Raw genomic sequence first — 13838 nt, 5'->3', positions numbered from 1 at the left:
GCGTCAGTTGTTTATACGCGCCCCCACGGCGGCGGCCGAACGCCCCACTGCGGCGCCCCCCCGCCGGGGGGGGGGGCCTCCTCGGCGCGTCCACCTCGGCCTTCGGCCACGGCACGGCCTTGTGCGTGACGGTGCCGTTGTGGCGGATCACGTGCGGGAGCAGCAGCGCGTTGGTGCGGCCGTGAGCGACGTGGAAGGTGTTGCCGAGGGTGTGGGCCATGGCGTGGACCAGGCCGAGGAAGGCGTTGGCGAAGGCCATCCCGGCGATGGTGGAGGCGTTGTGCATCCTCTCGCGGGCCTCGGGCGCCCTGGCGCCCTCCGTCACACAGGTCTCCAGGTTCTCGAAGACGAGCCTGATGGCCTGGAGGCACTGGCCGTCGGTGAAGTCGTTGGCGTAGGCGGAGACGTACGCCTCGGTGGCGTGGGTCAGCGCGTCGAAGCCGGAGTCGGCGGTGACGTGGCCGGGAGGTGCAGCGGGAGGACCGGGTCGACGATGGCGACGTCCGGGGTGAGCGCGTAGTCGGCGAGCGGGTACTTCTGCGCGGCCTCGGGGTCGGAGATCACCGCGAAGGGGGTGACCTCGCTGCCGGTGCCCGAGGTGGTCGGGATCGCGACGAGCCTGGCCTTCTCGCCCAGCTTCGGGAAGCGGTAGGCACGCTTGCGGATGTCGAAGAACTTCTCCTTCGTGTCCGCGAACTCGACCTCGGGCCGCTCGTACATCAGCCACATGATCTTCGCCGCGTCCATCGGGGAGCCGCCGCCGAGGGCGATGACGGTGTCCGGTCCTCGTCCTCGGTGTGGATCGCGGCGCTGTGGCCGAGGCCGTGGAACTCGACCATGCGGGCGGAGAGTTCGAGGCCGTGCTCGGTGGAGTCGGCCGAGGGCGGCCAGGACCGGGGAGAGCTTCTCGCGGGTGAGCGGCTCGGCCTCGCCGACCTCGGCGCACTCGGCGATGAGGATCGAGGTGTCCTCGGGGACCTCGAAGCCGGCCTGTTCGGCGATCCACCGCGGGGACCTGCCAACGACGTCCGCGTTGAGCTTGGCGCCGTCACAGCCGGTGGCGTAGGCGGTGGTGCCGAAGACGCACTCCTCCAGCTTGGTCTTCTCGGCGGCGGTGACGACGTAGGCGCCGAGCCGTTCGAACTCGGCGATCCCCTCCTCGTACACCTCCTCTTCGAGGATCACGGCCTGCTCGGAGGCGCATCCGGAAGTCCTCTTGTGAACGGATTCACAAGAGGACTCCGGCCCCCGCCGCCGTGCTGCCTAGTAGACGCTCACGCCGTACGCGCTCAGCGCCTCCGTCACCGGCTGGAAGAAGGTCGTCCCGCCCGAGGAGCAGTTGCCGCTGCCGCCCGAGGTGAGGCCGACGGCCCTGCTGCCGGAGTAGAGCGGGCCGCCGGAGTCGCCCGGCTCGGCGCAGACGTTCGTGCGGATCATGCCGTAGACGATGTCGCCGCCGCCGTAGTTCACGGTGGCGTTGAGACCGGTCACCGAGCCGCTGTGGGTGCCGGTGGTGGAGCCCCGGCGGGTGACCGACATGCCGACGGTCGCGTTGGCGGCACTGGTGATGTCCTGGCTGCCGACGGTGCCGGACTTGGTGACCGTGGAGTTGGTGTAGCGGACGATGCCGTAGTCGTTGTTCGGGAAGCTCGACCCGGCCGTGTTGCCGAGGACGGTCGACCGCGACGAGTTGGAGTACCAGGTGCCCGCGCCGTCGGTGCAGTGACCGGCGGTGAGGAAGTAGTAGGCGCCCGCACTGTCCCGGACGTTGAAGCCCAGGGAGCAGCGCCAGCCGGCGTCAGCGTAGATCGCGTCGCCGCCGGAGATCAGCTTGGTGAACTTTCCGGGCGTCCGCTCGACCCGGATCGCGCCCGCGTCGGCCCCGGCCTGGCGCTTGATCTTCGCGATCTCGGCGGGGCTGACCGTGGAGTCGGCGGTGACGACGACCGCCCCGGTGGCGGTGTCGATGTGCCAGGCGGTGCCGGCCACATCGGCGGCGAGCACGGCGTCGCTCGCCGCGGCGAGCCGCTCGGCGCCGAAGGTCTGCGTCGAGTCGGCGCTCGCGGTGGGGACGGCGAGCGCCGCGGCGGCGGCGAGGCCGGCGGCGACGGCGAGCATGCGGACGGTTCTCGTGGGGGTGGTGCGCGTGGTCCTCACTTGTCGTTCCTCCCAAGGGGGATCGGGGGCCCGCCGTGGGGTGCCGGGCCCGTGAGGCGCGGCCCTGGGGGGCGTCTTGTCGATGAGGCCGGGCTCGCCTCATCGACACGACACCCCCGAGGCCTGCGCTGTGGGGGGAGTCTCGGGCCGTACGACTTCAGGCCGCAAGGGCGCCTTTCAGCCGTACGACCTTCAACAGGCCTTGCCGCGAAGGGAGTTGCGGTTCGTCAGAGGAGGCTGACCCGGTACTTGGCGAGGGCCTCCGGCACCGGCTGGTAGAAGGTCGTGCCGCCGGTGGAGCAGTTGCCGCTGCCGCCGGAGGTGAGCCCGAGCGCCTTGGTGCCGTCGTAGAGCGCGCCCCCGGAGTCGCCGGGCTCGGCGCAGACGTTGGTCTGGATCATGCCGCGGACGGTGCCGCCGCCGGAGTAGTGGACGGTGGCGTCGAGGCCTGTCACCGTGCCACTGCGGGTGCCCGTGGTGGAGCCGGAGCGCTTGACCGACTCACCGACGTAGGCGTCGGCGGCGGTGAAGCCGCCGGTGTGGCTGAGCGAGGTGTTGTCGTAGCGGACGAGTGCGTAGTCGTTGCCGGGGAAGCTGGAGCCCACGGTGGCGCCGATCAGGGTGGACTGCGCCGAGTTGGCGTACCAGGTGTTGGCGACGTTGCCGCAGTGACCGGCGGTGAGGAAGTAGTACGTGCTGCCACTGCGGACGTTGAAGCCGAGCGAGCAGCGGTAGCCGCCTCCGTAGATGGCGTCGCCCGCGCCGAGCAGCGGCTTGAAGACGCCCGAGGTGCGCTGGACACGGAGGGCTCCGGCGTCGGCGCCGGCCGCCGCGCGGATCTTCGCGAGCCCCGCGTCGGTGACGGTGGAGTCGGCGGTGACGACGACTCTGCCCGCCGCTCTGTCCACGTACCAGGCGGTGCCGCCGACCCCGGCGGCGTCGACGGCGGCGTCGGCGCGGGCGAGCTGCGCCGCTCCGGCCGGGCCGGGGGTGGGGGCGGCCTGGGCGCCCGGAAGTCCGAGGGCCGTCACGGCGGCGAGTCCCGCGGCGATCGCGAGCAGTCGGGTGCTGGTGATCCTCACTGTGCTCCTCACTGTTCTCCTTCTGGGAAAAGCGGAGGGGCCCGTGGGTGGCGGGCCCGCGAGTCCCCCAAGCTCTCAACTCCGTTCGAGCAGGGGGACCCCCATCGTGAGATGACGTGTTCCTGACACGCACCGTGAGTGATAGTGGCCGTAGTGAAGCGGACGCACAAGACCGCCGCATGCACGGGTGCCCCCGGCCGGCACGGCCGGGGGCACCCGCCATTCCCGCACATCCTGCGGGAGAGCCCAGGTCAGGTGGGACCGGAACGCGTCAGGAGGGGTTCAGCCGTCGCTCCCCCGCCGCCACCGCGGTGTCCAGCGTGTTGCCCGGCGGCGGGAACGGGCAGATGAAGTGGTCGGCGAAGGCGCACGGCGGCAGCAGCGCGCGGTTGAAGTCCACCGACACCGAGCCGTCCGCCGCCGGAGCCGCGGGCCGCAGGAAACGGAAGCGGTAGCTGTCCCGGCCGCTGGTGGAGTCCGCGAAGACCGCCCACAGCGACCCGTCGTCCTCGACGGCCACCTGGAGGGTGTGCTCGCCGCCGTGCAGCTCGAAGGCCGGCTCACCGGCGAGCCCGAGACCGCGCTCCCGCCCGTCGGCGTTCTCGACCCGCACGCTGCGCGTCTCCTCGTACGGCCGGAAGACGCCGGGCACCACCCAGCGCTCGTCGTACGGAGTGGCCTCGATGCCCGCGAAGGCGCGGCGCGCCTCCGAACCGGGGTCGAAGTCCCGTACGGCCCAGAGCCCTTCGCGCCGCAGAACCACGAGACGGCGGCCGGCCGACTCGACCCGCGACTCGTGGCTCGGGGCGTGGTCGGCGATGAGCCGCACGGTGCCGGCGAAGGGCTTCCCGTCGACGGTGATCGCGTCCTCGGCGTCCGCCGTCAGGACGACCTCGTCGCCGTCCTCCCGCCACTCACCGGGAACGGCCGGAATTCGACCCTCCGGGTGGTCCGAGAGCCAGTGGGTGCCCGTGAGGGTTCCGGCGCCGCCCGCACGACCCTCGGCTTCGCACTGATCACCGCCGCCACGCTCGCGCTCACCGCCTGCGTGGGAGGCGAACCCACGACCGCGCCGGCCGGGGCCTCGGGAGCGCCGGGCGCCGCGAAGGGCGCGCTGCCGAGCGAGGACGTGGTGTCGGCGGTGAAGAAGAACGAGGCCGCGGCGAAGCTGCTTCCCGCCGGCGTCCGGCAGCGGGGCGGCTTCACGATCGCCGCCTCGGTCGGGGCCCTGCCCAGCTCGGCCTATCTGCCCGACGGCAGGAGCGTGGTCGGGGTGGACGCCGACTTCACGGGCGCCGTGGCGAAGGCCCTCGGCCTGGAGGTGAAGCGCGAGGTCGTCGGCTTCGAGGCGATCCTGCCGGCCCTCGGCAGCGGCAAGTACGACGTCGGCGCCGGGGACTTCGGGGTGACCGAGGCGCGCCGCAAGACGATCGACTTCGTCACGTACATCAACGACGGCCAGGGCTTCGCCATCCGGGCCGACAGCCCGCTGAAGGTGGTCACCGACCTCTCGCAGCTATGCGGCCTGAAGGTCGCGACGGGCGCCGGCACGACCTTCGAGCAGACCCTGGAGAAGAACAAGGGCCGGTGCGCGGAGGCCGGGAAGCCGGTGTACGAGGTGAACGTCTTCACCGAGACGTGAGCGGTCTGGATGTCGCTCCAGCAGGGGCGCAGCGACGTCGTGATGAGCACGATCAACGGCGTGTGGTAAGCGGTGACGCAGCAGCGGAACGTGAAGTTCCTCAACGAGTACCGGCGGCTCGACGTCGGCTTCGCCTTCAAGAAGGGCACCCCGCTCGCCCCGGCCTTCCAGGCGGCGGTGAACGGCCTGAAGGCCGACGGGACGTACGACCGGATCCTGGAGAAGTGGGGCGTGACGGGGTCGGGCATCGCGCGCTCCCAGATCACTCCGCCGGAGCTGCCGGCATCGACGAAGTGACGGGACCGTCGGCCCGGATGGGGGTCCCCAGCGGGCCGACGGGGTGTCAGCACCGGGCCGACGGGGTGTCAGCCGGGGTGTCAGCAGTCGCAGCCGCAGTCGCAGCCCCCGCAGCAGCCGTCCCCGCCGCTGGAGCAGCAGTCGCCGCAGTTGCTGCAGCAGTCACAGCAGTCGCAGCAGCCGCCGGGGTCGCACTGCTGGCAGAGCCCCTCGCGCCGCTGCCGGCTCCAGGGGTCTTCGAAGGTCCCGCAGCACATCTGGCAGGTGCAGGCCAGCCCGACCCAGAGGGCGCATCCGGCTATCAGGCCGCGCCGGTTCGGCGGCCCGGGCGGGAACGGCCCACCGGGGCCTCCGGGACCACCGGGGCCGGGGGCGTACGGCCCACCGGGCCCACCCGGGCCACCCGGGCCGGGGGCGTACGGGTTACCGGGGACGGGTCCCGGCCCGTGTGCCGCGTACGGGTTCCCCGGCACCGGGCCCTGCCCGTGCACCGGCCCCTGCCCCGGCGCCCCGTGCGAGCAGCTCGTCGTGCCGAAGGCCCGGTCCACCGACGTCCGCAGCTCGTGGGCGAGCAGGACATGGACCAGCTTGCCGTCGACGAACTCGGCGTCCCGCAGCGCGAGCCGGATGCCGTGCAGGGCGTCGTCGGCCAGCCGTCGCGCCTCCTCGCGGGAGGTGCCGGTCGCGGTGAGCGGGTTCCAGGCGCCCGCCGCCGCGTCGGCGGTCTGGTCCTCGACGGCGTCGAGGAGGTGGGCGAGGCGGCCGAAGAGCCGGCCGGCCTCGGCGAGCGGCGCGGCGTTGTCCGGCCGCCCCGCGAGGACGGCGGTGTGCGCGAAGGCGGCCGCCGTCGCGGTCTCGGTCGGCTCGGTGACAGCCAGCAGCGGCGTACCGATGCCGGCGAGGGACTCGAGCCCGGCCTGCCGGTCGACGGCGTCGACGAGGACGGCGGTGTCGAAGCCGAGGGCGCGGCCGGTCCTGGCGCCGGCCCGGTCCCAGGAGCGGGCGACCCGGCGGGCCGCGGCGGCGACCGGCTTGCGGGCCAACAGGCCGTCCCGGTCGGCGACGTGGTCCCGTACCTTCGCCGAGGCGAGGACGAGCGAGACGGCGGCGGCGAGGCGCGCGCCCTCCCCCTGGGCCACGGGCGCGGTCCGCATCCCGCGCAGCGGGCAGGGGCCCGCGGTGCGCCGCCCGCTCGCCACCGTGCCGGTCTGAGCCTCCGTCAGGACCGAGACGATGAGCCCGTCGTAGTTGGTGACGACCCGGGCGAACTGCCCGTGGTCCGCGCGAAGTGCCAGGCAGAGGCCGCAGAGGTGGGCCATCCACTCGACCTTGAGCCCGTCGGTGAGCCGGTGCGTGCAGGGTCTGACGATTCCGAACATGAGGTGCCCCCGTGAGCCGTACGAAGTGCCGTCGAGCGGCTTCGCGGCATCGTAGCGAGCCGGGCCCGTTCACCCGTACGCGCCCACCGTCACCCTTCTGGCCCGACTTTCATATTTTAAGTTGCACGCCCCTCCGTCAGACCCCGCATACCGCAAGATTCCTGACGTATCGCCAGAATTCGATGCTCACGTTCTGCACCAGTACCGTCACGAATCCCCTGCGCGGCGTGTATCCGCTTGGCGCGCGATCCGCATCATGGACGACGATAGGGACTGCGGAACCACAAGTGACCGCGCTGAAAGGAGGCGTCCATGGGATCGGTGCGCAAGGCGAGTGCCTGGCTGGGACTCGTCGAGGACAACGACGAGCGTTACTACGACGACGAGTACGCCGACGGTGCCGAGAACGGCGCGTCCGGCGACGCCTGGGTGACGGACCCCCGGGTCCGGGTGGCCACGGACACCGCCCAGGATCAGGGCCGCCGGATCGCCACCGTCTCCCCGGACGGCTTCCGGGACGCCCGGGGCATCGGCGAGCTCTTCCGGGACGGTGTTCCGGTGATCGTGAACCTGACCGCGATGGAGCCGCACGACGCCAAGCGCGTGGTCGACTTCGCCGCCGGTCTCGCCTTCGGTCTGCGCGGCTCGATCGAGCGCGTGGCGACGCGGGTCTTCCTGCTCACCCCCGCCGACACCCAGATCGTCGGCGGAGAGACCCGCCGGCGTCCGCAGGACGGTTTCTTCAACCAGAGCTGAGCGGGTCCGCCGGTCCGACCGGGCATCACCCGAGGGATCGGGTCAGTGCGCCGGTCGTCCCGAGCCGGCGGGCTCGATCGCTTCCCGGGTCGCGGGCACCCGCGGCTCGGCAGGCTCCAGGGCCCCGGCCTGCTCGCACACCCCGGCCGGCTCGCACGACGTGTACGAGGTGCCCGCCGTGCACGGATCCGCCGACTCGAACGACTCGGCCGACTCGTTCGCTTCCACCGGACACTCCATGACCGACGGCAGCCGCCGGGCCATCAGCGCCCCGATGAGCAGCAGCACCGCGCTCACACAGAGCGTGACGTGCAGACCGTTCACGAAGGCGTGCCGGGCGGCCTCGTGCAGGGCCGCGCCCGCCGTGCCGCCGAGCTGGTCGGCGACCTGATACGCCTCGCCGAGGGAGTTCGACGCGGCGTCGCTCGCCTCCGTCGGCACACCGGGGACCGCGGCGAGCCCGGGGGCGTACGCGGCGTTCATCACACTGCCGAGCAGTGCGATGCCCATGCCGGCACCGAGCTGGTACGAGGTCTCGCCGATCGCGGCGGCGCCGCCCGCGCTCTTCTGCGGCGCCTCGCTGAGCATCGACTCGTACGCCGAGAAGAGCGTGGTCTGCAGGCCGAAGCCGAGCAGCACGAAGCCCACCGTGAGCAGCAGCGGCCGGTCGTCCTGTCCCATGAGCGTCAGCAGCAGCACCGCGGCGGCGGTGAGGACGAAGCCCCAGCCGACCATCCGGCGCGGACCGATCCTGCGCAGGGTGTACGAGCCGGTGGCGCCGGCGGCCATGGCGGCGAAGGTGAGCGGCAGGAGCCGCAGCCCGGTCTCCAGGGGGCTCAGTCCGAGGACGAGCTGGAGGTACTGGACGGCGATGAGCTCCAGGCCGACCAGGGCCAGCATGCCGATGACGATGCAGCCGACCGAGGTGGTGAAGGCCGCCCGGGAGAAGAGCCCCATGTCGATCAGCGGGTGCCGGCGCCGCTTCTGCCGGCGGACGAAGAGGACGAGGAGCGCGGCGCCGATGAGCAGCGGTCCCGCGGTCGGGAGGGCGAGCAGCGGCTCGCCGGCCCCGGCGCGCTTGACGCCGAGGACGCAGCCGAGGACACCGGCGGCGGCCATGAGGGCGCCGAGGACGTCCCAGGGGCCGTCGGAGTCCCCCCGGGACTCGGGGAGGAGGCGGCGGCCCAGCGGCAGGATCAGCGCCATCAGCGGGATGTTGATGAGGAAGACGGATCCCCACCAGTAGTTCTCGACGAGGAAGCCGCCGAGCACCGGTCCGGTGGCGGCCCCGATCGCGGCGACCGCGGTCCAGACGCCGATGGCGGTGGCGCGTTCCCGGCGGTCGGGGAAGACGGTCCGGAGGATGGAGAGCGTCGCGGGCATGATCATGGCGCCGCCGACACCGAGCAGCGCGCGGGCCGCGATGAGGACCCCCGGCTCGGTGGCGAGGGCGGCGACCGCCGAGGCGACGCCGAACAGCGCGTAGCCGAGGAGGAGGACGCGCCGTCTGCCGACCCGGTCGCCGAGGGTGCCGAAGAGGATCAGCAGCGAGGCGCAGATCAGCGGGTAGGCGTCGACGATCCAGAGCAGCGCGGTGGAGCTGGGGCGCAGGTCCTCGGTGAGCGAGGGGACGGCGACGTGGAGGATGGTCGCGTCGAGGGCGACCAGGAGAAGGCTGACGCAGAGGACGACCAGGACGACCCAGCGATTGGTTCCGCCGTCGACGGCACGCTCTCGCGCTCGGGCCGTGATCGTCCGCGACATGTACGTACCTCCCAGTGAAGCTCTCGCGCTCGGCAGGCGCCGACCAGGGCGTATGCCCCTGGGGCGGCCCGACATCGACGGGCGAGTGAGCCGTCAGCGTACGCGAGTTCAGGCTCCGGGCGCGTGGTGCAGCTCTCACCCCAGCGGGCCTCCCGGTGTGGCGTACGCCACTCGGCGGGGCCCGCGCGTCGCATGGAATTCCGTACGTATACCTGTTTGAAGCAATTCCCCTGCGCTCAAACACTCTTCCGAAAAGAGCCCTGCCGGCAATAGGGCTGAAGGTCATCGGATTTTCCGACGGACGTCGGGAATGGTCCGGCGACTGAGACCTACTCCACATCACATGGTCATCACGAAGACACCGGATCGACCGGGACGGCTTCTCACTCCCTGTAACGTCGATTGGGTGCGTACCGACATCTTTGCCCGGCTGGACCGGGAGCCGGAACCGCCGAAGATAGAGGTCCCGGGGATGACCCGCACGCGTCTCGCGCTCTTCGGCGGGACATCGGCGTTCTATCTGGCCATTGTCGTCGCGGTCCTGCTGTCGACCTGGCTGGTGACCCTCGACTGGAAGATCATGCTGTTCCGGCCCTATCAGCAGTGGCCGGAGATCCACGGCTTCCTCGACTACTACGTCGTCCTCGGTCAGCGCGGCCCCACGGCCGTCATGGTGGCCGCATGGCTGGGCTGGCGCTCCTGGCGCCAGCACACCCTGCGGCCACTGCTGTGTCTCGGCGCGGCACTGCTGCTGCTCAACGTCTCGGTCGGCGCGGTCAAGCTCGGGCTCGGCCGGCTCGGCCCCCACTACGCGACACAGGTCGGCTCCGCCGAGCTCTTCGCGGGCGGCGATATATTCCCGTCCGGCCACACCGCCAACGCGGTCGTGACCTGGGGCATCCTCGCCTACCTGGCGACCACCCCGCGAGCCAGGCGCTATCTGTCGGCCCTCTCCGCCGTGGTCGCGCTCGGCGTCGGCCTCACCACCGTCTATCTGGGCACGCACTGGCTGAGCGACGTGCTGCTCGGCTGGGCCGCGGGGCTCCTGGTCCTGCTCGCCCTGCCCTGGTGCGAGCCGGTCCTCGCGGTGGCGGAGTCCTGGATCCTCGCGCTTCGCGACCGGCTCAGGGACCGGCTGCGCGACCGTCGCCGGCTGGTGCCCTCCCTGCCCGTGGCCTCCGGAGGCCCGCGCCCGGGGTTCTTCCCGCAGCGTCCGGCCGGGGCCGAGGAGCCCGTCCGCGAGACCGTGGGAGTGGCCCGCGGCCGCGCCCCGGCGACCCGCGGCTGACCGCCCCCTGACGACAGAGAAGGGCCCCGACCGTCCTCGGCCGGGGCCCTTCCTCGTCTCCGTGAACGTCTGTCAGCCGAGCCAGCAGCGGGTGACGGTGCCGTCCTCGACCTCGAAGTTGATGCGTCCTGACAGGTATTCCATGGTGATGATCGAGCCGGGCGGCAGCGACCTGACGGTCTTCCAGCCCCGTGTCCTGGCGAGCTGCTCGGCACCGTCCGCGTCGAGTCCCACATAGGACTCGGGAGCGTCTCGGGGCGGTTCGGGAGTGCGCGATGTGGGTGACATAGGCCTCACGTTAGCCTCTTTGCGGTCACGCTTGTGTCACAAGTTCTCGACATATGTTTGACACGCCCATCGTCACTCGAAAGGACAGTTTCCGGCCGATTCTCCAGCAATTCCGCGAAGCCTCCAGCACTTCGCACGAAGAGGCCCACAGCACCGGAAAAGCCGGGGAATTACCTGGCCCCGCGCTTCGTACGCCGAATTACCCCGATGCCGCACGCGGTGCCCACACACTTCCCTTACACAATGCTTACGCGGGTTCCGCCGGAGAACCGTCGGCCGATCGGAGCAGCCGGAACCCGGCCCTCCCCCGACCGCCGGACCGCCGGACGCATCATGTCCGGACGCCCGGCGAGCAGGGCCCCGGGGGCGCGAGGCGGAGGCAGCGATGGGCACCGAGACAGCGACCGCGACCGTCGAATCGGCCCGGCAGCGGCACGGCCGCGTCCTGATCGACTGGGTCACCACGACGGACCACAAGAAGATCGGCCATCTGTACCTGGCCACCTCGTTCGTCTTCTTCCTGCTGGCCGGGCTCATGGCGATGCTGATGCGGGCCGAGCTGGCCCGCCCGGGGCTCCAGCTCGTCACGAACATGGAGTTCAACCAGGCCTTCACGCTGCACGGCACGATCATGCTGCTGCTCTTCGCCACGCCCACCTTCGCCGGCTTCGCCAACGAGCTGGTGCCGCTGCAGATCGGCGCGCCCGACGTCGCCTTCCCGCGGCTGAACATGTTCTCGTACTGGCTGTTCCTCTTCGGCGGCCTGATGGTGATCGGCTCGCTGCTCACCCCGAACGGCCCCGCCGCCTTCGGCTGGACCGCCTACGCCCCGCTGAACAGCCTGGAACGGTCGCCGGGCGTCGGCGTCGACCTGTGGATCATGGGGCTCGCGCTCTCGGGCTTCGGCACGATCCTCACCTCGGTGAACTTCCTCGCCACCGTCATCGGGATGCGGGCCCCCGGCATGACCATGTTCCGGGTGCCGATCTTCACGTGGAACGTCCTCTTCACCGCGGTCCTGGTGCTCGTCGCCTTCCCCGTGCTGGCGGCGGCGCTGCTCGTCCTGGAGGCGGACCGGCGCCTCGGCTCCGTGGTCTTCCAGCCCGAGAACGGCGGGGCGCTGGTCTGGCAGCACCTCTTCTGGTTCTTCGGCCACCCCGAGGTCTACATCATCGCGCTGCCGTTCTTCGGGATCGTCAGCGAGATCATCCCGGTCTTCGCCCGCAAGCCGATCTTCGGCTACGCGACGCTCGTCGCCGCCACCATGGCGATCACCGGCCTGTCGGTGGTCGTCTGGGCACACCACATGTTCGCGACGGGCGCGGTGCTGCTGCCGTTCTTCTCGTTCCTGTCGTTCCTGATCGCGGTGCCGACCGGGGTGAAGTTCTTCAACTGGACCGGGACGATGCTGCGGGGCTCGCTCTCCTTCGAGACGCCCATGCTGTGGTCCGTCGGCTTCCTGGTGTCGTTCCTCTTCGGCGGGCTGACCGGCGTCATCCTCGCCTCGCCGCCGATGGACTTCCACGTCACCGACTCGTACTTCGTCGTGGCCCACTTCCACTACACGGTCTTCGGCACGGTCGTCTTCGCGACCTTCGCGGGCTTCTACTTCTGGTGGCCCAAGTTCACCGGCCGGATGCTCGACGAGCGGCTCGGGAAGGTCCACTTCTGGACCCTGTTCGTCGGCTTCCACCTGACGTTCCTGGTGCAGCACTGGCTCGGCGCCGAGGGCATGCCCCGGCGGTACGCCGACTACCTGGACGCGGACGGCTTCACCGCCCTCAACACGGTGTCGACGATCGGCGCCTTCCTGCTCGGAGCGTCCACGCTGCCGTTCCTCTACAACGTGTGGTGGACCTGGCGGTACGGCGCGAAGGTCGACGTGGACGACCCCTGGGGCTTCGGGCGCTCCCTTGAGTGGGCGACCTCGTGCCCGCCGCCCCGGCACAACTTCGAGGTCGTGCCGAAGATCCGCTCCGAGTCACCCGCCTTCGACCTGCACCACCCGGAGTTCGCGGACTACGAACGGATGCGGCTCACGAGCCCGCCGCCGACTCGCCGGCGCTCCTCCCCGCCGTCTCCCCCGCCGGCCTCCCCTCCGTCCGATCGAGAGCCCGGGACAGCCGGTCCCTGAGGTCGCGGACCCGTTCGGTCAGCTCCGGCGGCTCGACCACCTCGAATTCGAGGCCCATGAGCACCACGTGCACCACCGCGAGCTGGAGGTTGTGCGCCCCCGCCCGCAGAAGGCAGGTCCCCTCGCTCTCGGGCTCCAGGATCCCGTCCATCGGACCGACGACCCCGGCGGCCTCGGCGAGCGGGACGAAGAGCCGGACGGTGACCTCCGTCGCGTAGGCCGCGCCGGACACCCCCTTCGACACGTGCGCGGCGAGGTCGTCGGCGGGCGGTTCGCGGGGCGGGAAACGCGGGCCGTGCGGCGGCTTCGGCTCGATGCGGTCGGCCCGGAACGTCCGCCAGTCCTCGCGGTCCAGGTCCCAGGCGACGAGGTACCAGCGCCGCTCGGTGCAGACCAGCCGGTGCGGCTCGACGGTCCTGCGGGTGGCGGCGCCGCCGTGGTCGCGGTACGCGAAGCGGAGCCGCTCACTGTCGCGGCAGGCGTTGGCCAGCTCGGTGAGCACCTCCGGGTCCACCATGTCCCGGGGCGTACGGAGCATGGGCACGGTGAACTCGGTGAGCGCGCCGACCCGTCGCCGCAGCCGCGCCGGCAGGACCTGCTCCAGCTTGGCGAGGGCGCGCACGGAGGTCTCGCCGATGCCCTCGACACCTTGGCCGGCGGCGGTGCGCAGGCCGACCGCGACCGCCACGGCCTCCTCGTCGTCGAGGAGCAGCGGCGGCAGCTCGGCCCCGGCCCCGAGCTGGTAACCGCCGCCGGTGCCGGGGCTGGCGTGCACGGGGTAGCCGAGCTCGCGCAGCCGGTCGACGTCGCGCCGTACCGTACGCGAGGTCACCCCGAGCCGGTCGGCGAGATCGGCACCGGACCATTCCCGGTGGGCCTGGAGCAGCGATAGCAGACGCAGCAGCCGTGCGGAGGTCTCCAACATGCCCCGAGTCTGCCAGCCCTCGCGGACAGCTACGGTCCTCGATACGACCCCGAGGGGGGCACCCGCACCGAGGACCGTCGGGCCGGAGTCCGTCCCGCCGAACTCCGTCACGCCGAAGACCGACCC

At 71.6% G+C, this 13838-nt stretch carries 9 protein-coding genes and 3 pseudogenes; 4 read left to right on the top strand and 8 right to left on the bottom strand.

The features are described 5' to 3' along the window. Positions 1–76 precede the first annotated feature (76 nt). The 4 genes and pseudogenes from ACWFR1_RS15890 to ACWFR1_RS15875 form a co-directional block, all read right to left on the bottom strand. A pseudogene (locus tag ACWFR1_RS15890) lies at positions 77–1203 on the bottom strand (iron-containing alcohol dehydrogenase); the annotation flags it as partial. Positions 1204–1263: 60 nt separating this feature from the next. Then, positions 1264–2157: a S1 family peptidase gene (locus ACWFR1_RS15885; protein ID WP_453551194.1), complete on the bottom strand. Its 894-nt coding sequence runs from the start codon at positions 2155–2157 to the stop codon at positions 1264–1266. A 227-nt stretch (positions 2158–2384) separates the two neighbouring features. Then, positions 2385–3239 (bottom strand): S1 family peptidase, encoded by an 855-nt coding sequence (locus tag ACWFR1_RS15880; protein WP_453551192.1) that lies wholly within the window; start codon positions 3237–3239, stop codon positions 2385–2387. Positions 3240–3510: 271 nt separating this feature from the next. Further along, positions 3511–4227 (bottom strand): annotated as a pseudogene (locus tag ACWFR1_RS15875) (DUF1684 domain-containing protein); the annotation flags it as partial. On the opposite strand from ACWFR1_RS15875, the pseudogene ACWFR1_RS15870 reads away from it, so the two are divergent. Continuing rightward, positions 4201–5178: pseudogene (locus tag ACWFR1_RS15870) on the top strand (ABC transporter substrate-binding protein). The pseudogenes ACWFR1_RS15875 and ACWFR1_RS15870 sit on opposite strands and share 27 nt — an antisense overlap. An 80-nt stretch (positions 5179–5258) precedes the next feature. On the opposite strand, the gene ACWFR1_RS15865 reads toward ACWFR1_RS15870, so the two are convergent. Next, entirely contained in the window at positions 5259–6557 is a 1299-nt protein-coding gene (locus ACWFR1_RS15865) for a DUF5685 family protein (protein WP_453551189.1), read from the bottom strand. 312 nt (positions 6558–6869) lie between these two features. On the opposite strand from ACWFR1_RS15865, the gene ACWFR1_RS15860 reads away from it, so the two are divergent. Continuing rightward, positions 6870–7313 carry a cell division protein SepF gene (locus ACWFR1_RS15860; protein WP_453551187.1) on the top strand — a complete coding sequence of 148 codons (444 nt, stop codon included), beginning with the start codon at positions 6870–6872 and terminating at the stop codon, positions 7311–7313. A 42-nt stretch (positions 7314–7355) separates the two neighbouring features. On the opposite strand, the gene ACWFR1_RS15855 is transcribed toward ACWFR1_RS15860, so the two are convergent. Further along, positions 7356–9077 carry an MFS transporter gene (locus tag ACWFR1_RS15855; protein ID WP_453551184.1) on the bottom strand — a complete coding sequence of 574 codons (1722 nt, stop codon included), beginning with the start codon at positions 9075–9077 and terminating at the stop codon, positions 7356–7358. Positions 9078–9483: 406 nt separating this feature from the next. Here ACWFR1_RS15855 and ACWFR1_RS15850 point away from each other — a divergent pair, with 406 nt between their 5' ends. Further along, positions 9484–10365 carry a phosphatase PAP2 family protein gene (locus ACWFR1_RS15850; protein WP_453551182.1) on the top strand — a complete coding sequence of 294 codons (882 nt, stop codon included), beginning with the start codon at positions 9484–9486 and terminating at the stop codon, positions 10363–10365. Positions 10366–10437: 72 nt separating this feature from the next. On the opposite strand, the gene ACWFR1_RS15845 is transcribed toward ACWFR1_RS15850, so the two are convergent. Beyond that, on the bottom strand, positions 10438–10653 hold the full coding sequence (locus ACWFR1_RS15845) for an I78 family peptidase inhibitor (protein WP_453551180.1): 216 nt from the start codon (positions 10651–10653) through the stop codon (positions 10438–10440). Positions 10654–11038: 385 nt separating this feature from the next. Here ACWFR1_RS15845 and ctaD point away from each other — a divergent pair, with 385 nt between their 5' ends. Beyond that, a complete protein-coding gene (gene ctaD, locus ACWFR1_RS15840) occupies positions 11039–12787 on the top strand; it encodes an aa3-type cytochrome oxidase subunit I (RefSeq protein WP_453551178.1) in 1749 nt (582 codons plus the stop codon). On the opposite strand, the gene ACWFR1_RS15835 is transcribed toward ctaD, so the two are convergent. Then, a complete protein-coding gene (locus ACWFR1_RS15835; RefSeq protein WP_453551175.1) occupies positions 12690–13712 on the bottom strand; it encodes a helix-turn-helix transcriptional regulator in 1023 nt (340 codons plus the stop codon). The two genes, ctaD and ACWFR1_RS15835, sit on opposite strands and share 98 nt — an antisense overlap. Between the last annotated feature and the right edge of the window lie 126 nt (positions 13713–13838).

Source organism: Streptomyces sp. NPDC055103 (genome assembly GCF_053607625.1).
The sequence above is the reverse complement of the archived record's forward strand: the minus strand, read 5'-3'. Positions and strand labels throughout refer to the sequence as shown.